The 21,684-nt window shown below is 57.6% G+C and carries 27 protein-coding genes, 1 tRNA gene and 1 riboswitch; of the genes, 13 read left to right on the top strand and 15 right to left on the bottom strand.

Annotated elements, in window-relative coordinates:
* Nucleotides 1-58 precede the first annotated feature (58 nt).
* From dxs to AC2FND_RS10845, 6 genes are all read right to left on the bottom strand, one after another.
* Nucleotides 59-1,987, bottom strand: coding sequence for a 1-deoxy-D-xylulose-5-phosphate synthase (gene dxs, locus AC2FND_RS10870; protein ID WP_496769683.1), 1,929 nt, complete (start codon nt 1,985-1,987; stop codon nt 59-61).
* Nucleotides 1,988-2,003: 16 nt separating this feature from the next.
* On the bottom strand, nt 2,004-2,870 hold the full coding sequence (locus AC2FND_RS10865; RefSeq protein WP_496769681.1) for a polyprenyl synthetase family protein: 867 nt from the start codon (nt 2,868-2,870) through the stop codon (nt 2,004-2,006).
* Nucleotides 2,871-3,113, bottom strand: coding sequence for an exodeoxyribonuclease VII small subunit (locus tag AC2FND_RS10860; RefSeq protein ID WP_267363166.1), 243 nt, complete (start codon nt 3,111-3,113; stop codon nt 2,871-2,873). It abuts the gene before it with no gap.
* Nucleotides 3,110-4,036, bottom strand: coding sequence for a histone deacetylase family protein (locus tag AC2FND_RS10855; RefSeq protein WP_496769680.1), 927 nt, complete (start codon nt 4,034-4,036; stop codon nt 3,110-3,112). Before AC2FND_RS10855 ends, AC2FND_RS10860 begins: the two co-directional genes overlap by 4 nt.
* A 68-nt stretch (nt 4,037-4,104) precedes the next feature.
* On the bottom strand, nt 4,105-4,806 hold the full coding sequence (locus AC2FND_RS10850) for a response regulator (RefSeq protein WP_209506983.1): 702 nt from the start codon (nt 4,804-4,806) through the stop codon (nt 4,105-4,107).
* Complete coding sequence (locus AC2FND_RS10845) at nt 4,803-5,315, bottom strand: MarR family winged helix-turn-helix transcriptional regulator (RefSeq protein WP_209598920.1); 513 nt, start codon at nt 5,313-5,315, stop codon at nt 4,803-4,805. The genes AC2FND_RS10850 and AC2FND_RS10845 overlap by 4 nt, the downstream gene beginning before the upstream one ends.
* Nucleotides 5,316-5,474: 159 nt before the next feature.
* On the opposite strand from AC2FND_RS10845, the gene AC2FND_RS10840 reads away from it, so the two are divergent.
* The 4 genes from AC2FND_RS10840 to AC2FND_RS10825 all read left to right on the top strand — a co-directional run bounded on the left by AC2FND_RS10840 (nt 5,475) and on the right by AC2FND_RS10825 (nt 8,258).
* The gene (locus AC2FND_RS10840) at nt 5,475-6,341 is read left to right on the top strand and encodes a branched-chain amino acid aminotransferase (protein WP_496769678.1); all 867 of its coding nucleotides are present in this window, start codon (nt 5,475-5,477) and stop codon (nt 6,339-6,341) included.
* A gap of 110 nt (nt 6,342-6,451) precedes the next feature.
* The gene (locus AC2FND_RS10835) at nt 6,452-7,402 is read left to right on the top strand and encodes an AraC family transcriptional regulator (protein ID WP_496769676.1); all 951 of its coding nucleotides are present in this window, start codon (nt 6,452-6,454) and stop codon (nt 7,400-7,402) included.
* 111 nt (nt 7,403-7,513) lie between these two features.
* Nucleotides 7,514-7,879, top strand: a complete 366-nt coding sequence (locus AC2FND_RS10830; protein ID WP_209598923.1) for an SPW repeat domain-containing protein — start codon at nt 7,514-7,516, stop codon at nt 7,877-7,879.
* A gap of 172 nt (nt 7,880-8,051) precedes the next feature.
* Complete coding sequence (locus AC2FND_RS10825; RefSeq protein WP_267363171.1) at nt 8,052-8,258, top strand: hypothetical protein; 207 nt, start codon at nt 8,052-8,054, stop codon at nt 8,256-8,258.
* Between the two features lie 34 nt (nt 8,259-8,292).
* Here the strand turns inward: AC2FND_RS10825 and cobO are convergent, their stop codons facing one another.
* The 5 genes from cobO to AC2FND_RS10800 all read right to left on the bottom strand — a co-directional run bounded on the left by cobO (nt 8,293) and on the right by AC2FND_RS10800 (nt 12,244).
* Entirely contained in the window at nt 8,293-8,892 is a 600-nt protein-coding gene (gene cobO / locus AC2FND_RS10820; RefSeq protein ID WP_496769673.1) for a cob(I)yrinic acid a,c-diamide adenosyltransferase, read from the bottom strand.
* A 56-nt stretch (nt 8,893-8,948) separates the two neighbouring features.
* Nucleotides 8,949-9,884 carry a DMT family transporter gene (locus tag AC2FND_RS10815; protein WP_267363174.1) on the bottom strand — a complete coding sequence of 312 codons (936 nt, stop codon included), beginning with the start codon at nt 9,882-9,884 and terminating at the stop codon, nt 8,949-8,951.
* Between the two features lie 45 nt (nt 9,885-9,929).
* Nucleotides 9,930-10,592 carry an HD domain-containing protein gene (locus AC2FND_RS10810; RefSeq protein WP_496769671.1) on the bottom strand — a complete coding sequence of 221 codons (663 nt, stop codon included), beginning with the start codon at nt 10,590-10,592 and terminating at the stop codon, nt 9,930-9,932.
* Nucleotides 10,576-11,676, bottom strand: a complete 1,101-nt coding sequence (gene aroC, locus AC2FND_RS10805; RefSeq protein WP_496769670.1) for a chorismate synthase — start codon at nt 11,674-11,676, stop codon at nt 10,576-10,578. Before aroC ends, AC2FND_RS10810 begins: the two co-directional genes overlap by 17 nt.
* Nucleotides 11,677-11,803: 127 nt before the next feature.
* Nucleotides 11,804-12,244, bottom strand: a complete 441-nt coding sequence (locus AC2FND_RS10800) for a 6,7-dimethyl-8-ribityllumazine synthase (protein ID WP_496769668.1) — start codon at nt 12,242-12,244, stop codon at nt 11,804-11,806.
* A gap of 130 nt (nt 12,245-12,374) precedes the next feature.
* Nucleotides 12,375-12,522: riboswitch (FMN riboswitch) on the bottom strand.
* A gap of 54 nt (nt 12,523-12,576) precedes the next feature.
* Between AC2FND_RS10800 and AC2FND_RS10795 the strand changes: the two genes are divergently transcribed.
* Complete coding sequence (locus AC2FND_RS10795; protein ID WP_496769666.1) at nt 12,577-13,188, top strand: FMN-binding negative transcriptional regulator; 612 nt, start codon at nt 12,577-12,579, stop codon at nt 13,186-13,188.
* 19 nt (nt 13,189-13,207) lie between these two features.
* Here AC2FND_RS10795 and AC2FND_RS10790 read toward each other — a convergent pair whose 3' ends face one another.
* The gene (locus AC2FND_RS10790; protein WP_480482769.1) at nt 13,208-13,654 is read right to left on the bottom strand and encodes a c-type cytochrome; all 447 of its coding nucleotides are present in this window, start codon (nt 13,652-13,654) and stop codon (nt 13,208-13,210) included.
* A gap of 461 nt (nt 13,655-14,115) precedes the next feature.
* Here AC2FND_RS10790 and petA point away from each other — a divergent pair, with 461 nt between their 5' ends.
* The 6 genes from petA (at nt 14,116) to AC2FND_RS10760 (ending at nt 18,430) form a co-directional block, all read left to right on the top strand.
* Nucleotides 14,116-14,700, top strand: coding sequence for a ubiquinol-cytochrome c reductase iron-sulfur subunit (petA, locus tag AC2FND_RS10785; RefSeq protein ID WP_267363183.1), 585 nt, complete (start codon nt 14,116-14,118; stop codon nt 14,698-14,700).
* 15 nt (nt 14,701-14,715) lie between these two features.
* A complete protein-coding gene (gene petB / locus AC2FND_RS10780) occupies nt 14,716-16,047 on the top strand; it encodes a cytochrome b (protein ID WP_496769664.1) in 1,332 nt (443 codons plus the stop codon).
* A gap of 17 nt (nt 16,048-16,064) precedes the next feature.
* Nucleotides 16,065-16,856: a cytochrome c1 gene (locus AC2FND_RS10775; RefSeq protein WP_496769662.1), complete on the top strand. Its 792-nt coding sequence runs from the start codon at nt 16,065-16,067 to the stop codon at nt 16,854-16,856.
* Nucleotides 16,857-17,055: 199 nt separating this feature from the next.
* The gene (locus AC2FND_RS10770) at nt 17,056-17,307 is read left to right on the top strand and encodes a PepSY domain-containing protein (protein WP_480772960.1); all 252 of its coding nucleotides are present in this window, start codon (nt 17,056-17,058) and stop codon (nt 17,305-17,307) included.
* Between the two features lie 5 nt (nt 17,308-17,312).
* Complete coding sequence (locus tag AC2FND_RS10765; protein ID WP_496769660.1) at nt 17,313-17,888, top strand: cytochrome b/b6 domain-containing protein; 576 nt, start codon at nt 17,313-17,315, stop codon at nt 17,886-17,888.
* On the top strand, nt 17,885-18,430 hold the full coding sequence (locus AC2FND_RS10760) for a helix-turn-helix transcriptional regulator (RefSeq protein ID WP_496769659.1): 546 nt from the start codon (nt 17,885-17,887) through the stop codon (nt 18,428-18,430). Before AC2FND_RS10765 ends, AC2FND_RS10760 begins: the two co-directional genes overlap by 4 nt.
* Here AC2FND_RS10760 and mtaB read toward each other — a convergent pair.
* Together mtaB and dapF are read right to left on the bottom strand one after the other, a co-directional pair.
* On the bottom strand, nt 18,412-19,668 hold the full coding sequence (gene mtaB / locus AC2FND_RS10755) for a tRNA (N(6)-L-threonylcarbamoyladenosine(37)-C(2))-methylthiotransferase MtaB (RefSeq protein WP_496769657.1): 1,257 nt from the start codon (nt 19,666-19,668) through the stop codon (nt 18,412-18,414). The two genes, AC2FND_RS10760 and mtaB, sit on opposite strands and share 19 nt — an antisense overlap.
* The gene (gene dapF / locus AC2FND_RS10750) at nt 19,665-20,498 is read right to left on the bottom strand and encodes a diaminopimelate epimerase (RefSeq protein ID WP_496769655.1); all 834 of its coding nucleotides are present in this window, start codon (nt 20,496-20,498) and stop codon (nt 19,665-19,667) included. The genes mtaB and dapF overlap by 4 nt, the downstream gene beginning before the upstream one ends.
* A gap of 220 nt (nt 20,499-20,718) precedes the next feature.
* On the opposite strand from dapF, the gene AC2FND_RS10745 reads away from it, so the two are divergent.
* A tRNA-Lys gene (locus tag AC2FND_RS10745) sits at nt 20,719-20,794 on the top strand.
* Nucleotides 20,795-21,137: 343 nt separating this feature from the next.
* The gene (locus AC2FND_RS10740; RefSeq protein WP_496769654.1) at nt 21,138-21,407 is read left to right on the top strand and encodes a hypothetical protein; all 270 of its coding nucleotides are present in this window, start codon (nt 21,138-21,140) and stop codon (nt 21,405-21,407) included.
* 59 nt (nt 21,408-21,466) lie between these two features.
* Here AC2FND_RS10740 and AC2FND_RS10735 read toward each other — a convergent pair.
* Nucleotides 21,467-21,684 (bottom strand): integrase core domain-containing protein (locus AC2FND_RS10735; protein ID WP_496769653.1); only part of this gene is annotated, 218 nt, incomplete at its 5' end.

Genomic DNA, 21,684 nt, shown 5'->3' with positions numbered 1-21,684 from the left:
TCCAGCGCTCTACCCATGAAGATCGGTGCAACAAAATACGGATAACGCAGCGCCGGAATCACGCGCGCTTTTCACCGATCGAGGCCACGCCCAGAACATCCAAAACCCTGGCTTCGATCTGCTCGGCATTCATACTTGCAACGGCATACATATCTGCAGGGCTGGCCTGATCGATGAAGATATCAGGCAAGACCATCGAGCGGTATTTCAAGCCCCGGTCAAAAACACCCTCATCCGCCAGAAGCTGTGCCACATGGCTGCCAAACCCGCCAACAGCGCCTTCTTCGATGGTGATCAACGCCTCATGATCCGCAGCCAGGTCCAGGATCAGGTCCCGATCCAGCGGCTTGGCAAAGCGGGCGTCGGCGATGGTTGGGCTAACGCCTTTGGCGGTCAGAGACTCGGCTGCTTTCTGAACTTCAGCCAGCCGCGTGCCAAAAGACAAAAGTGCGACGCGCGCGCCTTTTCGGATCATGCGGCCTTTGCCGATCTCCAGTACATCACCGCGTTCGGGCAAGTCCACTCCGACACCTTCGCCGCGCGGATAGCGAAAGGCAATCGGCCCCTCATCATGCGCGACAGCGGTTGCCACCATGTGCATCAATTCCGCCTCATCCGCGGCAGCCATGACGACCATACCTGGCAGATTGGCCAAATAGGCGATATCGAACGACCCGGCATGGGTGGCACCGTCAGCCCCCACCAAACCTGCGCGATCGATGGCAAACCGAACGGGCAAGCGCTGGATTGCAACGTCATGTACAACCTGATCGTATCCCCGCTGCAGAAAGGTCGAATACATCGCGCAGAATGGCTTCATCCCTCCTGCGGCCAGCGCAGCGGAAAAGGTCACGCCATGCTGCTCGGCAATCGCCACATCGAAACAGCGTGACGGGTACCGTTCGGCAAACAGGCCCAACCCGGTGCCATCTGGCATCGCGGCAGTCACCGCAACGATCTTGTCATCGCGCGCGGCCGCATCCACCAGAGCCTTGCCAAAGACAGACGTGTAAGAAGGCGCGTTTGAAGGGGCCTTTTTCTGCTCGCCCGTAACCACATCGAATTTAGCAGTCGCGTGGCCTTTGTCGCGGGCCTGTTCGGCCGGTGCGTACCCTTTGCCCTTCTTGGTCAAGACGTGGATCAGGATCGGCCCGGTTGCCCGTGCCTTGACGGTGCGCAAAACCGGCAGCAGCTGATCCAGATCATGCCCATCAATAGGTCCGAGATAGGAAAACCCAAGTTCTTCAAACAGCGTTCCGCCCACGGCCATGCCCTTGAGCATTTCCTTGGCGCGCTTGGCCCCTTCGCGGAACGGTTCGGGCAAAAGTGAAACAGCTCCCTTGGCGGCGGCTTTCAGATCGTGGAATGGCGCCTCGGCGTAGATTCGGGACAGATAGCTGGACAAGGCTCCAACCGGGGGGGCGATGCTCATTTCATTGTCATTCAAAATGACGATCAGGCGTTTCTTCAGGTGACCTGCGTTATTCATCGCCTCAAAGGCCATGCCTGCGGACATTGATCCATCACCGATCACGGCAATCGCGTCACCCAGCCCTTCTGGGGTTACACCGCCCAGATCACGTGCAACTGCAAAACCCAGTGCGGCACTGATCGACGTGCTGGAATGCGCGGCGCCAAACGGGTCATAGGGGCTTTCGCTGCGCTTGGTGAAACCACTCAGGCCGTCTTTCATGCGCAACGTGCGAATGCGGTCGCGCCGTTCCGTCAGGATTTTATGCGGATAGCACTGATGGCCCACATCCCAAATGATCTTGTCGCGCGGCGTGTCGAAAACAGCGTGCAGCGCGGTTGTTAGTTCCACAACGCCCAGTCCCGCACCCAGATGGCCCCCGGTTACAGAAACCGCCGAAATCGTCTCGGCCCGCAATTCCTGCGCAACCTGATGCAGTTGCGCGTCCGAGAACCGCTTGAGATCGGCGGGGCGGCTCACAAGGTCCAGCAGGGGCGTTTTGGGGCGGTCAGACATTTGGCGCGTTCCTGGCTTAGCTGTCCCGGGCAATAACGAAGCGAGCGGCTTCCTTCAAGGTTTCTGCCGTCGGGCCATACCCGTCCAGTGCGGCACAGGCCTGATCAACAAGTTCACTGGCGCGGGTTCTGGCAGTATCCAAACCCAGAAGCGATACGAAAGTGGCCTTTCCCGCATCCGCATCTTTCTGAAGACGTTTGCCTGCCTTTGCAGCATCACCTTCAACATCAAGGATGTCGTCTGCAATCTGAAAAGCAAGACCAAGGGCTCGGGCATATTGGCGCAAGGGCTCTGGATCCGCTTTTGCCAGACGCGCACCCGCACAGGCGGACCATTCGATCAAAGCGCCCGTTTTGCCGCCCTGAAGCCGTGTTATCGCATTCAGCGTCAGAGGCTCAGAAGCGGTTTCCGCCGCGATATCAAGCGCCTGCCCCAAAACCATACCTTGCGCACCGCTTGCCCTGGCCAGTGTCAGCGCCAAATCCGCGCGAACTTCTGCATCTCCAACCTCGGGCCGGGAGCACAGCTCAAAGGCCAGCGTCTGCAGCGCGTCTCCGGCAAGTACAGCCGTGCCTTCATCCCATTTCACATGAACCGTGGGACGTCCGCGCCGCAGATCGTCGTCATCCATGCAGGGCAGATCGTCGTGAACCAGCGAATAGGCGTGCAGGGCCTCGATCGCGGTCGCGGGCCAGATCGCGCGGGGCTCGTTGATTTGGTGCAGGCGCGCACTTTCCAGAACCAGAAACCCGCGCAGCCGTTTACCGCCACGGGTGGCATAGGCCATTGCCCGCGTCACATCCAGATCGTCCAGCGCACCCAAAATCAGGTCAAAATGAACCTGAAGGCGCGCCGCGTCCTGCGCCAGTCTTTCCTGAAACATTTACTGACCTTCGACAGGTGTTGTCCCGGTCGGTTGACCATTCGCGTCCAGAGTGATCGCGGCCACTTTTTCCTCGGCCCGCTTCAACTCGTCCTCGCAACGCTTTTTCAAAGCGGCCCCGCGTTCATAAAGCGCAATCGACTGATCCAGCGCCACGTCGCCGCGCTCAAGCTGACCAACCACGGTCTCAAGCTCTTTCATGGCCTGCTCGAATGTCATCTGCTCAACTGGGGTATCGGTCATCGTGCTACCTTCATCAGTTCTTCCACATGGGCGCGTGTCGCCTCGGCCAGTGCGTTCAGATCATACCCGCCCTCCAGAGTCGAGACGATACGGCCCTGACACACCTCATCGGCAATCCCGCACAGCTCTGCCGTGATCCAGGCGAAATCACCGGTCGACCAGTTCAGGTTGGCCAGCGGATCGTCCTGATGCGCATCGAACCCGGCTGATATGATGACCAGTTCCGGCCGGAACGCCCGCAAGCGCGGAAAGGCCTGCGTTTCATAGGCGGAACGCATCTCAGGCCCGCCGGTGCCCGGGGCCAGCGGGATGTTCAGAACGTTATCGTAAGCGCCTGCCTCGTCCGGGCGGCCGGATCCGGGCCATAAAGGCATCTGCTGGCTTGTGATCACAAGGGCCCGATCTTCATCCCACAGCAGGTCCTGCGTGCCGTTGCCATGATGAACGTCGAAATCGACCACTGCGACCCGCTTCAGCCCGTGGTAATCCAGTGCGTGTTTCGCAGCAAGCGCCGCGTTGCCAAACAGGCAGAACCCCATGGCTTTCTCGGCTTCGGCATGGTGCCCCGGTGGGCGAATGGCACAAAAGGCGTTCGACGCTTCACCGCCCAAAACCAGATCAACGGCCCGCACCGCCGCACCCGCCGCGCGATAGGCCGCATCAAGTGAACCCGGTGACATGAAGGTGTCCCCGTCAATTTGCGCAAACCCGTCAGAAGGGCGCGACGATCTGATGTCGCGGATATGGTTTTCGGGATGAACACGCAGCAAATCATCGTCTGCCGCCAGCGGAGCGGTCACGCGCTTAAGATCCAGCCCTTCCAGCGCGTGCAGGATATGCTCCAGCCGCGCCACCTGTTCCGGATGACCCTGGGGTGTGACATGTCCAAGGCAATCGGCATGTGTCAAAAGGGCGGTTTTCATCGGGATCCCATCTTCATCTGGCTAAAAATATCCTCGCCGAAGGCATTAATCGCCGCGCAGCGGCCCATTCAATCGGGCGCCAGCATATAGCCCGCGCCCCGGACTGTCTGCAGATACCGGGGCTGTTTCGGGTCCTGTTCGATCTTCCGGCGCAGGCGGGTTATCTGCACGTCCACGGCACGTTCCTGTGCCTGACCTTTGTCCCGGCCCAGATCTTCGACCAGTTTTGCACGGCTGATCGGCTCGCCGGGTTGGGCCGAGAATATTTTCATCAACTGGCTTTCGGTCGCGGTCAGGCGGACCGGCATTTCGCCCTGCCACATCTCACCACGTTCAATGTCATACCGGATGGGGCCGAGATGCAGGATCTTCGCCGCTGTTTCTTCGGCCGGGGTTTCCGGCATTCGACGCAGGATCGCATTGATCCGCAGCAACAGCTCTTTCGGCTCGAAAGGTTTGGCGAGATAATCATCCGCCCCGGCTTCAAGCCCCGCAATCCGATGCTCGGTCTCGCCCTTGGCGGTCAGCAACAGGATCGGTGTCGTATGGGTGTCACGCAGTGATCTGGTCAGACTGACGCCATCTTCGCCCGGCATCATCACATCCATGACGATCATGTCGAAATCCAATCCCGACAGAACCCGCCGCGCATGAGCCGCATCCCGTGCTGCTGTCACCAGAAACCCGTTTCGCATCAGGAATTTCTTGAGCAGATCGCGAATGCGTTCGTCATCATCAACAATCAGCAGATGGGCATCCATTTCGCTCATGAACTCGTATCCCGCAATTTCGTATAGGCATGACGCATATCAGCATCCATCATTGCTTCAAGCACTTTGCGAAACCCTGCCACAGCTTCGGGACCGGCATCCTTGAAAGCCGCGCGCATTCTTGTTCGTTGCGCATCTGACAACGTGGCCTCCAACGTTTCGCCCTTTTCCGTCAGAAATAGGTGCCGTTCGCGTTTGTCCACGGTTCCGACCCGGCTTTCCACCAGACCATCCTCGATCAATGTCCGAAGAACCCTGTTCAGAGACTGTTTTGTCACCCCGAGGATCGCCAGCAAGTTGTTCACCGTAGTTCCCGGCGCACGGTTTATAAAATGGATCGCACGGTGATGGGCGCGGCCATAGGCCATCTCGGACAGGATACGATCAGGATCCGCGGTAAAGCCGCGATAGGCGAAGAACATGGCCTCGATCCCCTGCCGCAACTGTTCATCCGTCAAAAACAACAGGCTCTCACCCCCATATCGCGGGGCTGGGCGGATTTCGGACATATCATGCCTCATTCGTTACTCGGGTTTGACTTTATGTCAGCGTTATTGACATTCCAAGGGCAGAGCGGTATCGAATCGCAGTTTTTGCGCAACATTGTGTCCACATCGGACCTAAGTAGCGCAACAATCGGAAATTTAACCCGGTTCAGGAGGTTTCGCATGGCGGGGTATGATGATCGTGACGGTGTCATCTGGATGGATGGTAAGCTGGTGCCCTGGCGCGATGCCAATGTGCATATTCTGACCCACGCAATGCACTATGCCTCATCCGTGTTCGAGGGGGAGCGCGCTTACAACGGCAAGATCTTCAAAAGCCGCGAACATTCCGAACGTCTTATCGCCAGCGCCGAGGCGCTGGACATGCCGATGCCTTACACCGTCGATCAGATTGAAGCGGCCAAGGAAGAGACCCTGAAAGCCAGTGGCCTTCAGGATGCCTATGTCCGCGCATTGGTCTGGCGCGGGTCTGGCGAAGACATGGGTGTGGCGTCGGCCCGCAACCCGGTACGGATGGCCATCGCGGTCTGGCCCTGGGGCGCCTACTACGGCGACGCCAAGATGCAAGGCGCAAAACTGGACATCGCCGAATGGAAACGCCCCAGCCCGGAAACCATCCCGGTTCACGCCAAGGCGGCGGGCCTCTACATGATCTGCACCATTTCCAAGCACAAGGCCGAAGCCAAGGGATGCTCGGACGCGCTGTTCATGGACTGGCGTGGTTACGTGGCCGAAGCAACAGGTGCCAACGTGTTCTTCGTCAAGGGTGGAGAGGTTCACACCCCACTGGCGGATTGCTTCCTGAACGGCATCACCCGCCAGACCGTCATACAGATGCTGAAGGATAAAGGCATCACTGTGCATGAGCGGCGCATCAAGCCCGAAGAAATGGCTGATTTCGAACAGTGCTGGCTGACCGGAACCGCGGCCGAGGTCACTCCGGTCGGGCAAATCGGCGATTACACTTTCGAAGTCGGCGACCTGACCCGCGAAATCGCAGAAGATTACGAAAAGCTGGTCCGCTCGTAATAACTAGCAAAACCCCGCTTCGGCGGGGTTTTTTGTTGCAGATCGTGCAAATTGTCGTGCAAAGCGTTCCGTGATCTGGACGATCGGATCAGTTCCCGTATCTTCACCGCATGTTGGACCTTCTCAGCGATATTCTCACCCGTCTGTCCCTGCGTGGCACGTTCTACTTCCGCACCTCGTTCACACCACCATTTGGTATTCAGGTGCCGGAATTCGAAAACGTCGCGCGGTTTCATTTTGTTCAACGGGGTGAGCTCAAGGTCCATGTCTCATCCACCGGAGAAACGTTGAGGCTGCGACAGGGGGATCTGATCCTGATCCCTCATGGGGCGCCACATGCGTTGTTGTGTGCCGAGGTCAGGCCACCGGATGCGCTTCCTCTGGAACAGGTTCTTGAGATTGCCGGCTACAAGGGCGATGGCGTCCTTGTCTATGGCGGTGCAGACGAGGACCGGGACACGCAACTGATCTGCGGTCATTTTTCTTTCACCGGCCAAGCAGGGCGAAAAGGCACCGGGCATATGCTGATCGACCGCCTACCGCCCTACATCCTGATCGAGAATTATGGTGAAGAGGCCGGATCGTGGATGGAATCGACCCTGCGTATGATCGGATCCGAAGTGACCGGAGCCCGTATTGGCGGCGATCTGATTGCCCTGAAGCTGTCCGAAGTTCTGTTTGCGCAGGCGATCCGAACCTATCTGGAACGGCAAAGCCCGCAGGACACCGCCCTTGCGGGCTTTGCGGATACGCGCATCTCACGCGCTTTGACGGCGTTCCACCAAGCGCCAGCGCAAGACTGGAGCGTTGCGGCACTGGCACGCGAATCCGGCATGTCGCGCACAGCCTTCTCTCAGTTGTTTGCCCAGAAGATGGGCACGACGCCGATGCAATACCTCACCGACTGGCGCATGCAGATTGCGTGCCATGGCCTTACAGAGGCACGATGGAACGTCGCAGATGCAGCAGCCGAAGTTGGATATGCCTCTGAGGCCGCGTTCTCCCGTGTTTTCAAGAAGCAGGTCGGCTTGTCACCAGCCGCATACAGGTCCATGCACTAAAGCGCCAAGAATTCTGTACGATCTGCAAGATTTTTGAAACGATCGAGAATTCAGCGTTCGGGTCAGGCTTTCTATCTTTCTTTCATCACTGATTGAAAAGAGGAAAATCTTATGTCCCTGCGTTTCGTTACCCGCTCTGTCCACGCGTATCTGGACTACCCGGTTGCCATTGCCCTGATGACACTGCCATTCCTGCTGGAATTGGGTCAATCCAACCCGCTGGCGCTGTGGTTTTCGGTAGTCACCGGCGTCGCCGCCTTTGTCCTGACGGTTCTGACCGACCATCATTTGGGAATTTGGCGCGTTCTACCCTACAAATTTCACCTGGCCGTGGACCTGATTGTCGGCATCACCTTTCTGTTTGCACCCAGTGTACTGGGGTTTTCAGGATTGGATGCGGCGTTCTACTGGCTGAACGGTGCGGCTGTGGTTCTCGTCATCTCGCTCAGCGCGCCCGAGCAGGAAGTCGCTGCCTGAGCACTGTGCCTCAGCACTGGCAACTTTGTCCAAATACAACCGAAAAAGCTGAGCTGCCTGTTTTGGAAATCGGCGGCTCAGAGCAGAGAAGCGCATCGACCGGTCGGGTGAATTTACTTGAAAAAGCTGACTGAATTCGTCAGATTTATCCCAGCGCGGGGTGAGGTCACAGATGACAGACACGCTTGACGAAATCATGGCCCGGCATGATGCGCTGGTTGCGTGCGGGTGCAATTGTTGCGAAGGCGACTATTGCGCCTATGCCGACCGCCAGAACCGGGACACAGCAACCGCTGAAGAAGCCCGCACACAAGGCACAGCCCATCAACGCAAGTCGTTGCGATATATCTTTGAAACTGTGCGAAGCGGCAGAGGATAGCAGCGCAGCAGTTTAGGCTGCGCTGTTGCAAGGTTCAGAAATCCACCCCGCGCTGGGCTTTGATTCCCGCCTGGAACGGATGCTTTTCTTCGGTCATTTCGGTGACCAGATCTGCATAATCACGTAACGCCTGCGGCGCGTCGCGGCCCGTCAGGAACACACTCGTCTTGTCCGAACGCGCGTTCAGCCCGTCTATCACCTGCTCGACCGAGAGATATTCATAGCGAAGCGCGATGTTGATCTCGTCCAGAACCACCAGATCGTATTCGCCACTTGCCATAAGGGCGCAAGCCTTGTCGAAGGCGGCATTGGCGGCTGCAATGTCGCGTTCGCGGTTTTGTGTATCCCAGGTAAACCCCTCACCCATCGTGTGCCAGGTGACCAGATCACGTTCTTCGAAGAAACGACGCTCGCCGGTTTTCCACTTGCCCTTGATGAACTGAACCACGGCAACCTTCTGACCCCAACCAAGCGCGCGGATGACAACGCCAAAGGCCGCAGATGACTTACCTTTGCCCTTCCCGGTATTGATCAGAACAAGGCCGCGTTCGGGATCAACAGCCTCGGACACCTTCTTGCGGTGCTGGGCCTGCACCTTTTGCATCTTTTCCTTGTGATCCTGCGCGTCGCTCATTGGGGAACCTCTTTGATTGTCCGGCCCAACCTAGGGAAAGAATGCAAAAGGTAAAGTCACGCTTTGGGGTCCGTGACAGAACGCGCCTTGCCACGCTCCAGCCCAAGCTGGTGTTCGCGCCAGATCACAACAACATTGCCTGCGATCACCAATGCGGCCCCGATCAGGATCGCAACGGTAGGCAATTCATCAAACACGAAATAACCGATCACAATCGCAAAGAGCATTGTTGCATAGTCATAAGGTGCCAGCATCGATGCCTGTCCAAAGCGATACGAGGACGTGACCAAAATCTGCGCTACTCCGCCAATTAACCCCATGGTGATCAGTATTAGAGCCTGAGTCAGAGTTGGCATTGTCCATCCCCAGATGGCCGTCAGGGCTGATAGCAGCGTCGCTGTCAGCGAGAAATAGAACACGATTGCAGCAGGGTGATCGACCTTGACCAGTTGTCGGATGTGGATCTGCACGAAGGCCCGGGCAAAGGTCGCACCCAGTACACACAGCGCCCCGATGGTCGCAGCCGTTTCCATCTGAGTGGTGCCAAGTCGGGGCCAGATCATGATCATCACGCCCAACAACCCAAGTGCCACGGCACCGATGCGAATCATGCGGATGCGCTCGCCCAGCATCACTGCGGCCAAAATCAGGGTGAAAATCGGTGTGGCGTAACCGATTGCAGTGACTTCGGGCAGCGGCAGCAGGCTAAGGCCGGTGAATGTCAGCCCCATGGCGCTGGTGCCCAGAACACCGCGCCAGAAATGACCCATGGGTTTCTTGACGACAAAGCCTTGCGCAAGCTCTCGGCGCGCGATCAGCCACAGAATGATGACCGGAATAGCAAACAGGGACCGGAAGAACACCAGTTGGCCCGGCGGGAACTCGTCAGATAAGGCTTTGACCAGCGCCGACATCGACGTGAAAAGGAACAGCGCGCCAAGCTTCAGCGCCACAGCCAGCAAAGGTCGATGCGATGTTAAGGGTTTTGTCATCGGCGCGACCCTGCGCCTTTGCAGAAAAAAGATCAACGGGGTGGATCAGGTGATGGTCCACGAGTTTGGGATCGATGCGCCGATTTCCGCTGCAAAATCCTCAAGGAACTGAAACATCCGGCCCGCCCTCGCCTGCGCAATCTGCTTGCCGGCATCCGTCAGCATATCGTCCGGCAGGGTCAGCAGTTTGACCTTCCAGTGATCAATCGAATACCGCAGATCGTCCAGCGGGCGCGCCTCTGCGAATGGGTCAGCCGGATCATAAAGGACACGACCCAAAGCACCCGATACAGAAAATGTGCGCGCAATCCCGATGGCCCCCAAGGCGTCAAGGCGATCCGCATCCCGCAGAATCCGGGCCTCAAGCGTTTCAGGCGGGATGTTGGCCGAAAAGCTATGGGCCGCTATCGCATGTTGCGCGGCCTGAACCTGATCGTCGGAAAAGCCCAGTTTTGCCAGAATAGGCCCTGATTCAACCGCTGACTGGCGTGAGGCAAACAGTCGGTTCGGGTCATTCTTGGGTAGGTTGACCAGATCATGAAGATAACAGGCTGCCAACAGGACGGGCATGTCCGCCTGAGCGTCTGCAATGGCCTGAGCATTGGTCCAAACACGATCCAGATGGGCCAGGTCATGGGCCGGGTCAGTTTCCATGCGTTGCGCGACAATAGTACGCAAACGCGCGCGCAGATCAGCCGATCCGTCCACGGTTTTCTCCGATCTGACCACGGTGCAACAGCAGGTGGTCCAGGATGACACAGGCCATCATCGCTTCACCGACAGGGACAGCGCGGATGCCAACACAGGGGTCATGACGGCCCTTGGTGATGATCTCGGTCTCTTCACCGGATTTTGTAATGGTCTTGCGGGTGGTCAGAATCGAAGAGGTCGGTTTGACCGCAAAGCGCACGACAATGTCCTGCCCGGTCGAGATGCCGCCCAGAATCCCACCTGCGTGGTTTGAGCTGTATTGCGGACCATTCTGACCCATGAAGATTTCGTCTGCATTGGCTTCACCAGTCAGTTCGGCGGCAGCCATGCCTTCGCCGATTTCGACGCCTTTAACGGCGTTGATCGACATCATCGCGGCGGCAAGATCTGTGTCCAACTTGGCGTATATCGGCGCCCCAAGCCCTGCCGGGACACCGCGTGCCACAACCTCGACCACGGCACCGACCGAGTTGCCGGATTTGCGCAGGTCATCCAGATAGGTGGCCCAATCCCCAGCCGCCTGTTCATCAGGCGTCCAGAACGGGTTCTGTTCAATCTGCGCCCAGTCGAATTTGGCGCGGTCGATCTTGTGCGGACCGATCTGGGTCATGTAGCCGGTGATCTGCACATTCGGCGCGATCTGCCGGATGGCCTCGCGCGCCAGTCCACCCGCGGCCACGCGCGACGCGGTTTCCCGGGCTGAACTGCGCCCACCCCCGCGATAATCGCGGATGCCGTATTTCTGCCAGTAGGTGATATCGGCGTGCCCCGGGCGGAACTTGTCCATGATATCGCCGTAGTCTTTCGAGCGCTGATCGGTGTTTTCGATCATCAGTTGCACGGGCGTGCCTGTAGTTTGGCCTTCGAACACGCCAGAAAGGATCTTGACCTGATCCGGTTCGCGCCGCTGCGTTGTGAACTTGTTTTGCCCCGGTTTGCGCTTGTCCAGCCAGTGCTGGATCATCGCCTCGTCAATCGCAACGCCCGGCGGGCAACCGTCGACAGTGGCGCCCAAGGCGGGCCCATGGCTTTCACCCCAGGTGGTGACGCGGAAAAGATGGCCAAAGCTGTTCATCGACATGGGGCGTGCTCCTTTGCGGATCGTGATTAGCGGGCAAGGCCCCTGGCCTCAAGCGGATTTGGCCGTTGACGGTTTGAACGCCGCCCGTCGGGCGGCGCATTTTTGAGTATTTTCGAAAAGATGAAGATCAGGCGGCCTGCGCGACTTTCGCACGGGTTTCCGAGATCATCAGCGCAGCCTGAGCAGCTTCGCGCCCTTTATGTACAAAATGGGTGCGGTAGATCGCATTGTGATGATCGGTTTCCTGATATTGGTGCGGGGTCAGCGAGACCGACAGGACAGGAACCCCTGTATCAAGCCCGGCGCGCATCAGGCCATCGACCACGGCCTGCGCAACGAAATCGTGCCTGTAGATGCCGCCATCAACGACAAAGGCAGCGCAGGCGACGGCGGCATAGCGCCCGGTCCGGGCCAGATCACGGGCCAGCAGGGGCATCTCGAACGCGCCGGGAACGTCGTAGACATCGACTTGTTCCGAGGGGACGAGTTCGAAGAAGCCGTCGAGCGCGCGGTCAACAATATCGGAATGCCAGTTGGCTTTGACAAAAGCATAGCGGGTGTGTGTCATCATGATCTCCTTTCAGTTTGGTGGCCTGCTGGCAGTCGCGAGAACCGGTTCCCACTTTTCGCTGCCAGCCCGGCATGACACGTCACCCAAGGCGATCACGAGCAGGCGCGCCGGTTCACCGGCGCGGCTTGCACGTTCTCTTTCATCCGGACTTTGACCGTCGGCTCTGGCGTCTCACCAGATCTGCTGACACCCCGTAAACCGGGGCCGCTCGCGGGCTTACGGGTCGTGGCCCGCATACCGCCGGTGGGGAATTCCACCCCGCCCTGAGAACGAGGCGGACCTTGCCAAGAACTGTCCGACGCTGCAAGAGATTTGACAGGAGGACATTCATGCACCCTAACCCCGCTTTCCGCGCCGAGGATCGAGCCCGGCATGTTGAATTCGCCCGCGACCGGGCGTTTGGCGTTCTGGCACTCTCTGCGGAAGAAGCGCCGTTATTAAGCCACGTCCCGTTTCTACTGTCCGAAGACGGATCAATGGCTGACCTGCATCTTGTGCGCTCGAACCCTGTCGTGCGTGCGCTGCACGAACCGCAGCGCGCAAAGATCGCGGTGCAGGGGCCGGATGCATATATTTCGCCCGATTGGTACGGTGTCGAAGATCAGGTTCCGACATGGAATTATGTCGCCGTACACCTGATCGGGAAGCTTGAGCTACGCCCGCAGGACGAGTTGCGTGACGTACTTGACCGCCAATCTGCATTCTACGAAAAGCGGCTGCTGCCCAAGGCCCCATGGGTCACGGCAAAAATGTCCTCGGACGCGCTGAACAAGATGATGCGCATGATCGTTTCGTGCCGCATGCAGGTTGAAGATATTCAGGGCACGTGGAAGCTTGGTCAAAACAAACCCGAAGGTGCGCGAAATGCTGCCGCTGATCAGGTGTCCTCTGGCTTTGGCAGTGAAATCGCCCGGCTGGCCGCCTTGATGCACAAGGCTTAACCAGCATCAGGCGTCGGGTTTACTGGGGGCTGAAGGTCGCCAGATAAGCGGCGATATCGTCTGCACCGGTCTTGAGTTTGACGCTCATGTTCGGACGGGCAGTTTCGTCATCCAGAAATTCCTTGATGAAGCCGATCGGATCCTGCGCATAAGCAACGATGTTTTCCTCGGTCCAGACCAGACCCGCTTCGCCGGCACGGATCATGTCATCCGTGAACATGCCGATCGGCAGGCGCTCGCTGCCATAGCGATAATCGTTTTCGGACCCGGCCACGCGACCGACGACGCCATACAGATTCGGGCCGGTGATTCCACCTTTGACCAGAACTTCACCATCCTTGATGATCGCATGACACGAAGAACAACGGTTATATATCGCCTCACCTTTCGCGGGGTCGCCCGCGGCAAGGGTCTGAGAGGGCAGGGCCATTGTGCACAAGGCAGCGGCCAGAATGATCTTTGACATTGGGGTCTCCTTGCAGGAGTTCGCACGCCTTTTGCGCTGTCCTTTATTCGCGCGGAAAGTGCAACAGGTGAGGCGCGTGCAATTTGTAATTTAAATCATCTATTTAGCGAGTATGTTTTTGCTGAAAACAATCCCCGTTTCGAAGTCTTGATTATGTACCTTTTGGGCGCAAATCATCGGCACCCAGGACAGGCTTCAAATACCCAACCCGGGTGGCGGAAGGCGGGGTGCGAAAGCGAATCAATGACGCATGAATCGAAGTTGCCGACAAAGTCGCACGTGAGATTCACCAAAAAACACTCTCCGCAGCTGCTGGAAACGACACATGCGGCGTATTGCGCGTTTATGAACGCTGGACGAACACTATTCTCCCCGATAGTAAGCGCGGTTAAGACACCGCATTCGTGCGGTGCGCGAGCTATTTGCCCGTCCGCGGGCGCCAGACAATCGGAGATAACCTCGTGTCCCACGCAGAAGACCACGAAGGCACCCGCAGAGATTTCCTGTACTACGTCGCTGGCGGCGCAGGTGTCGTTGCAACGGGTGCAGCCGTATGGCCCCTGATCAACCAAATGAACCCATCGGCAGACGTTCAGGCGCTGTCCTCGATCCGTGTGGATGTGAGCGGTGTTGAGCCGGGTACGCAGCTGACCGTCAAATGGTTGGGAAAACCCGTCTTTGTCCGTCACCGCACCGGTGCCGAGATTCAGGAAGCTCAGAAACAGGACGCCGAAGGTGTTGATGCGCTGCCCGATCCGCTGGCCCGCAACTTTAACCTGAGCGCCGATGCCCCTGCGACCGACGCAAACCGTGTGATGCCGTCGCCGGAAGGCGAAGCGCCGGGTGCATGGGTCGTCCAGATGGGTGTTTGCACCCACCTCGGCTGTGTGCCTCTGGGTGATGCAGGCGACTTCGGTGGCTGGTTCTGCCCTTGCCACGGTTCACACTACGACCTTGCCGGTCGTATCCGCAAAGGCCCCGCGCCTGAGAACCTGCCCATTCCGCCCGCAGAGTGGGTGGACAACGGCACAATCAAACTCGGCTAAGGGAGACCCAAACTTATGTCCGGAATTCCCCACGATCATTACGAGCCGAAGACAAACGGCGAGAAATGGCTGAACAGCCGCCTGCCGATTGTTGGCCTGCTGTATGACACCCTCATGATCCCGACCCCCAAGAACCTGAACTGGTGGTGGATCTGGGGCATCGTTCTGGCGTTCTGCCTGGCGCTGCAAATTGTCACCGGTATCATTCTGGTGATGCACTATACGCCGCATGTCGACATGGCATTTGCCAGCATCGAACACATCATGCGCAACGTAAATGGCGGTTACTTCATCCGCTACCTGCACATGAATGGCGCATCGCTGTTCTTTGTTGCGGTCTACATCCACATCTTCCGCGGCTTGTTCTATGGCTCATACAAAGCCCCGCGCGAGATCACGTGGATCGTCGGTATGCTGATCTACCTGATGATGATGGGCACCGCCTTCATGGGCTATGTTCTGCCATGGGGTCAGATGTCCTTCTGGGGTGCGACTGTGATCACCGGTCTGTTCGGTGCCATTCCGTTTGTGGGTGACGCGATCCAGACCTGGCTGCTGGGCGGACCCGCGGTGGACAACGCCACGCTGAACCGCTTCTTCTCGCTGCACTATCTGCTGCCGTTCATCATCGCGGCTTTGGTCGTGGTGCACATCTGGGCCTTCCACACCACGGGCAACAACAACCCCACAGGAGTTGAAGTACGTCGCGGCTCGAAGGACGAGGCGAAGAAAGACACGCTGCCGTTCTGGCCGTATTTCGTGATCAAGGACCTGTTCGCGCTGGCCGTGATCCTGGTCGTGTTCTGGGCTGTTGTCGGTTTCATGCCGAACTATCTGGGTCACCCGGACAACTATATCGAAGCCAACCCGCTGGTTACGCCTGCTCACATTGTGCCTGAATGGTACTTCCTACCGTTCTACGCGATCCTGCGTGCCTTTACCGGCGAAGTCTGGGTCGTTCAGTTCGCCAGCTTCATCACCGGTGGCATCGTTGACGCCAAGTTCTTTGGTGTTCTGGCGATGTTTGGCGCGATCCTGGCCATGGCCTTGGCGCCCTGGCTGGACACCTCGAGCGTGCGTTCGGGCAAGTACCGTCCGATGTTCAAATGGTGGTTCTACCTGCTGATCATCGACTTTTTTGCCCTGATGTGGCTGGGTGCGATGCCCGCGGAAGAGCCCTATGCGACCTGGTCGTTGATCGCGTCCGCCTACTGGTTCGCCTATTTCTTCGTGATCCTGCCGATCCTCGGTGTGATCGAGAAACCTCTGGCACAGCCCGAGACCATCGAAGAAGACTTCAACGCGCATTATGGCAAGGCTGACGCCGACGCCACGCCGGCCGAGTAAGAAGAGGGACCGGAAACATGTTCAAGAAACTTGCAATCGGCGCCGCGTTTGCTCTGGCCCTTGCGCCCGCCTCGACCTTCGCGGCAGGTGGCGGTGAACAGCATATCGAAGATTTCGCCTTCTCGTTCGAAGGCCCCTTCGGCACCTGGGACAAGCACCAGCTGCAACGCGGCCTTCAGATCTATACCGAGGTCTGCGCGGCCTGCCACGGCCTGAAATATGTGCCCCTGCGCGATCTGGAAGCGCTGGGCTATTCGGAAGAAGAAGTGATCGCTTATGCAGCGGGCAACTTCGAAGTGTTCGACCCCGAGCTGGACGATTTCCGCCCGGCGATTCCGACCGACCACTTCCCGGCCAATACCGGCGTCGGTGCACCGGACCTGAGCCTGATGGCAAAAGCCCGTGCGGGCTTCCATGGTCCGAAAGGTACTGGCATCAATCAGCTGGTCAAAGGCATGGGCGGTGCTGAATACATCGCTTCACTGCTGGACGGCTACACCGGTAAAGAGAAGGAAGAGGCTGGAACTGTCCTCTACGAAAACAAGGCCTTCCCCGGCGGCTGGATTTCGATGGCGCCTCCGCTGGCTGACGAGCAGGTCGAGTTTGCGGACGGGCACTCGAACACGGTCGAGCATATGGCCGAGGATGTTGCCGCATTCCTGATGTGGGCGGCCGAGCCAAAGCTGACAGACCGTAAGAACGCAGGCTTTGTCGGTGTCATCTTCCTGACCGTTCTGTCGGTGCTGCTGTACCTGGTCAACAAGCGCCTCTGGGCGCCGCACAAGGGCAAACTCCGCAAGGAAGATTGATCCGATCCGTCCTACCGGATCTTACTAAATCAGCCCCCGCGCCGTCAGGTTGCGGGGGTTTTCTTTTTCCAAACCTCCATCAGCGCGCGCTTATTTGACCGAAATAAGCGCCGGGTCAATGGATTGGACAGCTTCACAGGCGCACATCAGCCACAACGGCTGATCAACTGCCGTTTGTCTGAAACACGGAGTCACGACAATGAAACTTCCTATTCTTTTTGCCTCAATTCTATTTGCAACGCCGGTATTGGCACTGGATCTCGCACCCGATGCCGAGCTTGGAAAGTCCGAAGCCGAAATTCGGCAAACGCTGACGGGCATGGGATTCGATGTCCGCAAAATCGAGACGGAAGACGGCAAGATCGAAGCCTATGTCGTCAAGGATGGTCAACTGGCCGAGGTTTACGTCGACCCCGCAAGCGGCAAAGTCGTCAAGATTGAGGACCAGTAACCGGAATGTCTGAAACACAATTCTCCCTTCGTGGGCGCACAGGCGCCCACGAAGTTCAGGTTTGGGATCCTTTGGTCCGGTTGGTTCACTGGGTCGTAGCCTTGTGCGTTCTGATCAACGCGGCGATTTCTAATCCCGAGGGCGCGTTCCACGAATATGTGGGCTATGTCGTGCTGGCTTTGGTCTTGTTGCGGTTGCTTTGGGGGTTAACGGGTCCGGCTTTTGCCAGGTTTGCAGCCTTCCCTTTCAGCCCCCGTTCGGCACTCAACCACCTGCGCGACATGGGGCGGGGTGACCAAAGCGTGCACCTTTCACACAACCCTTTGGGGGCCCTTATGGTCTATAACCTCTGGGCGACACTGCTGGCTTTGTGTGTGACAGGGATCATGATGGGGACGGTTCGGTTCTTTGGCATCGAATGGGTCGAAGACCTGCACGAACTGGCCTTCAACTGGCTGATGCTGTCTGTTCTGCTGCATGTTGCCGGGGTTGTCATTGATCAGAGGCGAACAGGTGTCGCTTTGGCAAAAGCTATGATAACAGGGCGGAAGAATATACCTGAGGATTGGTCAACCAAATGATCAAATGGATCAGCAGCCATTGGCGGCCCGGCGATGCAGACGCTCACCGGGCTGTACTTATGTCGATAATGATCGTTGTTCAGGTACTTTGCGTAGTGTTTTACCTTGGCGACGTCGCTCTGGATTTGAAGGAAGGCGAGGGGCCTTCTCATGTAAGTCTTGAGGCTTTTGTCGCATTTGTTCTGCTTGCCGGAATTGTCTTTTTCATGATTGAACTTCGAAGCCTGCTGGCAAGGGTGGAACAGACCAAGCTTGGCCTACAGGCCGCGCAGGGTGAAATGAACGTCGTCATCAACACGTTCTTCGACCGTTGGGGACTTACCACCGCCGAGCGTGACGTGGGGCTCTTGGTTCTGAAAGGGCTGGATAACGAAAACATCGCGCGCATCCGGGGGCGGGCCGTAGGAACTGTGCGCGCGCAGACCGCCTCGATCTATGCCAAAGCCGGGGTTGACGGGCGTGCGCAGCTGATAAGCGTATTCATGGAAGAATTGCTTGCCGCAGAAGGTGAGGCTGAGGAACTTCAGACAACCAAACTGTGATCATTCGCCCCAATGGCTCGGGCGGTTACGATCTGACCTTCGGGCTGGGGTGCATTGAACGTAACTTCGGTAAATTGTTCCGTCCGCCCCATATGCGGGTTCTCCATCAGGATCCGGTGGGTTTTGCCGATCTGTTCTGACAGGTGTTTCTTGACCTGAACGTCCCCAGCCGCACGCAGACGGGCTGCGCGATCCTTGATTACATTGCCGTTCACCTGCTGCGGGATACGGGCTGCTGGGGTGCCTTCGCGTTTCGAATATGGGAAGACATGCAGCCAGGTCAGATCGCAATCGGTAACCAGTTTCAGCGAGTTCTCGAAATGCGCTTCGGTCTCGGTCGGGAAACCTGCGATGATGTCGGCACCAAAGGTCATGTCGGGGCGCAGTTTCCGGGCCTCTTCGGTAAATCGAATGGCATCGTCGCGCAGGTGGCGGCGTTTCATGCGCTTCAGGATCAGATCGTCGCCATGCTGAAGCGACAGGTGCAGATGCGGCATCAGGCGTTGTTCGGTTGCGATGGCCTGCATCAGATTCTCGTCCACTTCGATCGAGTCGATCGAACTGATCCGCAGGCGAGCCAAATCCGGCACTAGCTTCAGGATGCGCATCACCAGATCGCCCAGTTTGGGCTGCACAGGCAGATCGGCCCCCCATGAGGTTAGGTCAACGCCAGTCAGCACCACCTCATGATAGCCCCGATTCACCAGCCGCTTGATCTGATCCACCACAACACCGGCAGGCACGCTGCGCGAATTGCCCCGGCCGTAGGGAATGATGCAGAAGGTGCAGCGATGGTCGCACCCGTTCTGGACCTGCACATAAGCGCGTGAGCGTGTGCCGAACCCGTCGATCAGGTGCCCGGCCGTTTCGGTGACAGACATGATGTCATCGACCTGAACGGTCTCGGTCTCGCCGATAAAGTCGGCGGCCATGCCTTTCCAGGTTTCTGGCCGCATCTTTTCCGTGTTGCCGATCACCGCATCAACCTCGGCCATCTGCGCAAAGGTGTCGGGTTCTGTCTGAGCGGCGCACCCGGTAACAATCAGCCGGGCGTTCGGATTTTCACGACGCAGTTTCCGAATCTCCTGTCGCGCTTTGCGCACAGCCTCAGCCGTGACGGCACAGGTGTTTATCACCACGGCATCCGTCAGTCCGGCTTGTTGCGACAGCTCTTTCATCGCCTCGGTTTCATAGGCGTTCAGGCGGCAACCCAATGTGGTGAATTTAGGCGGGTTCATCCCAGCGTCCCTAAGAACTCGGGCGACAACGTGCCCGAGAAGACGTGACAGGTTGACCCGGTCATCCAGACACCATCCTCGCGCCAGTCAACCCAAAGGGTTCCCCCATCAAGATCAATCTGCACCTTTCGCCCCGTCAGCCCACGCCGCGCCGCAGCCACCGCAGTTGCACAGGATGACGACCCTGATGCCAGGGTGATGCCCACGCCCCGTTCCCACACCCGCATGCGGATGTGATCCGGACCCACGACCTGAGCCACCTGCACATTGGTGCGAGCAGGATACAAAGGATGGTGTTCATAGCGCGCGCCGAACTCGGCCAACGGTATCGCCTCGGCGTTTTCAACAAAGAACGTGCAGTGCGGATTGCCCATACCCGTCGCTGTCGGGGCGCCCTCGATTGGCAGTTCCAGCGTGTCCATCTCTTCAGCCAGCGGAATTTCGTGCCATTCCAACTGAGGAAGACCCATATTGACCGAGGTCAGCCCATCACCTGCGTCCAGTGCAAAAAGTGTTCCACGTTCGGTTGTCAACGTCAGCTGGGATTTGCCCGTCTCATCCATCAACATTCGTGCGATGCATCTTGTGGCGTTGCCACACGCCGCCGAAGTTGATCCATCCGAATTGTAAAACACCAGATGCGCGTCCGCCGCACCGTTTTCGATTACGGCCAGCTGATCGAATCCCACACCAAAATGCCGATGCCCGATTCCTCGGGCCAGTGCCGGGGTAATCGAAACATCCTTCGTACGCGCGTCAACGATGACGAAGTCATTTCCCAGCCCATGCATCTTAACAAAGGGCAATCCGGTATCGAGTTTCTGTTGCATGGCGGCGATATAGCGTCGGTCGGAACATGAATCCACCCTGTCGCGTCGAATCGTGAAAAAAGGGGTTGACCCCCCTGCGCCACCTGCCTAAGTAGGCCGCCTATCGGGTCGCCGGAAACACAGGTTGTTTCAGCGAAACGAGGCGCAAATTAAGGGCTTGAACCCGGTCGGGAAATTGCCGTAAAGAGCGCCACGGATCGACAAGATCCAACAAAAGAGTGGGCCGTTAGCTCAGTTGGTAGAGCAACTGACTTTTAATCAGTGGGTCGCAGGTTCGAATCCTGCACGGCTCACCACTTTTTTCAAAGGGTTAGCAAGAATAGGCGAGAATTTCTCACGCCTACAGCAACCACCTAGCAACCACGCGGCATAGATTGACGTAGAAACGTGTAGAAAACCGTTTCGTTGAATGTGCGGATTCCCTCTTTCAATGAACTCGCAAGACATTGTTATTTTGGTGTTTTTTGACATTTGAAAGAGTTTTTGGTACACTAACTATGTACAGAGCGGCAATTGGCTGTCGCGTACAACTTCCAACAGAGCACATATAGTTTGAACTGCTACGCTACGAAAAGCGAAGCTGTGCCCGCCTGTACGCCATCACAACAATCAAAAATCTCAAAAGCACAGGAGCTTTCCATGACGGACAGCAAAATCTTTTCGCATGTCAAATTGACACCAGACATGTCGCCCACTCAGAAGAACCAAGTTTTGAACGATCATTTTCGAAAGACAGGTGAAGGTGGGGTAGTCATGATCTCCATGGGGATACATCTTCTAGGAAGAGCAACCGTTGACGCCATCATGAAACAACTCGCCGGGGATGCGGGCGACAAAAGTGTGGAAGCTGGCGGTGAACATGATGTGGGTTCAATCAAGGTGAACAATCGAACGGTGGATTGGGAATGACCCAGCCCCTTGATCCGGGCCGTTTGGATGTAGAATCCGTTCCTGTTTCTTTCTTGTGATTAGGTTGCGGTCAAGGCCTGCTGAGCGGAGCCCTTGCGTAGCTCAAGCGAAGCAGGCCGGGTTGCACGGTTGAGATTGGCGTAAACGGCTGGGGTCAGCCCGCCAAGCGATGTGTGTGGTCGCTGTGTGTTGTAATCGATCCTCCAGTTTTCGATGATCTTTCGGGCTTCGGAGAGATTGCCGAAGATATGCTCATTCAAACACTCATCTCGCAGAC

Source organism: Ruegeria sp. BHSB056 (assembly GCF_059613305.1).
This window is presented reverse-complemented; position numbering and strand designations above follow the sequence as displayed.

What these genes read in the sequence shown, in the direction of transcription:
- dxs (WP_496769683.1), bottom strand. Translation starts at nt 1,987, where the DNA reads ATGTCTGACCGCCCCAAAACGCCCCTGCTGGACCTTGTGAGCCGCCCC.
- AC2FND_RS10865 (WP_496769681.1), bottom strand. Translation starts at nt 2,870, where the DNA reads ATGTTTCAGGAAAGACTGGCGCAGGACGCGGCGCGCCTTCAGGTTCAT.
- AC2FND_RS10860 (WP_267363166.1), bottom strand. Translation starts at nt 3,113, where the DNA reads ATGACCGATACCCCAGTTGAGCAGATGACATTCGAGCAGGCCATGAAA.
- AC2FND_RS10855 (WP_496769680.1), bottom strand. Translation starts at nt 4,036, where the DNA reads ATGAAAACCGCCCTTTTGACACATGCCGATTGCCTTGGACATGTCACA.
- AC2FND_RS10850 (WP_209506983.1), bottom strand. Translation starts at nt 4,806, where the DNA reads ATGAGCGAAATGGATGCCCATCTGCTGATTGTTGATGATGACGAACGC.
- AC2FND_RS10845 (WP_209598920.1), bottom strand. Translation starts at nt 5,315, where the DNA reads ATGTCCGAAATCCGCCCAGCCCCGCGATATGGGGGTGAGAGCCTGTTG.
- AC2FND_RS10840 (WP_496769678.1), top strand. Translation starts at nt 5,475, where the DNA reads ATGGCGGGGTATGATGATCGTGACGGTGTCATCTGGATGGATGGTAAG.
- AC2FND_RS10835 (WP_496769676.1), top strand. Translation starts at nt 6,452, where the DNA reads ATGTTGGACCTTCTCAGCGATATTCTCACCCGTCTGTCCCTGCGTGGC.
- AC2FND_RS10830 (WP_209598923.1), top strand. Translation starts at nt 7,514, where the DNA reads ATGTCCCTGCGTTTCGTTACCCGCTCTGTCCACGCGTATCTGGACTAC.
- AC2FND_RS10825 (WP_267363171.1), top strand. Translation starts at nt 8,052, where the DNA reads ATGACAGACACGCTTGACGAAATCATGGCCCGGCATGATGCGCTGGTT.
- cobO (WP_496769673.1), bottom strand. Translation starts at nt 8,892, where the DNA reads ATGAGCGACGCGCAGGATCACAAGGAAAAGATGCAAAAGGTGCAGGCC.
- AC2FND_RS10815 (WP_267363174.1), bottom strand. Translation starts at nt 9,884, where the DNA reads ATGACAAAACCCTTAACATCGCATCGACCTTTGCTGGCTGTGGCGCTG.
- aroC (WP_496769670.1), bottom strand. Translation starts at nt 11,676, where the DNA reads ATGTCGATGAACAGCTTTGGCCATCTTTTCCGCGTCACCACCTGGGGT.
- AC2FND_RS10800 (WP_496769668.1), bottom strand. Translation starts at nt 12,244, where the DNA reads ATGACACACACCCGCTATGCTTTTGTCAAAGCCAACTGGCATTCCGAT.
- AC2FND_RS10795 (WP_496769666.1), top strand. Translation starts at nt 12,577, where the DNA reads ATGCACCCTAACCCCGCTTTCCGCGCCGAGGATCGAGCCCGGCATGTT.
- AC2FND_RS10790 (WP_480482769.1), bottom strand. Translation starts at nt 13,654, where the DNA reads ATGTCAAAGATCATTCTGGCCGCTGCCTTGTGCACAATGGCCCTGCCC.
- petB (WP_496769664.1), top strand. Translation starts at nt 14,716, where the DNA reads ATGTCCGGAATTCCCCACGATCATTACGAGCCGAAGACAAACGGCGAG.
- AC2FND_RS10775 (WP_496769662.1), top strand. Translation starts at nt 16,065, where the DNA reads ATGTTCAAGAAACTTGCAATCGGCGCCGCGTTTGCTCTGGCCCTTGCG.
- AC2FND_RS10770 (WP_480772960.1), top strand. Translation starts at nt 17,056, where the DNA reads ATGAAACTTCCTATTCTTTTTGCCTCAATTCTATTTGCAACGCCGGTA.
- AC2FND_RS10765 (WP_496769660.1), top strand. Translation starts at nt 17,313, where the DNA reads ATGTCTGAAACACAATTCTCCCTTCGTGGGCGCACAGGCGCCCACGAA.
- AC2FND_RS10760 (WP_496769659.1), top strand. Translation starts at nt 17,885, where the DNA reads ATGATCAAATGGATCAGCAGCCATTGGCGGCCCGGCGATGCAGACGCT.
- mtaB (WP_496769657.1), bottom strand. Translation starts at nt 19,668, where the DNA reads ATGAACCCGCCTAAATTCACCACATTGGGTTGCCGCCTGAACGCCTAT.
- dapF (WP_496769655.1), bottom strand. Translation starts at nt 20,498, where the DNA reads ATGCAACAGAAACTCGATACCGGATTGCCCTTTGTTAAGATGCATGGG.
- AC2FND_RS10740 (WP_496769654.1), top strand. Translation starts at nt 21,138, where the DNA reads ATGACGGACAGCAAAATCTTTTCGCATGTCAAATTGACACCAGACATG.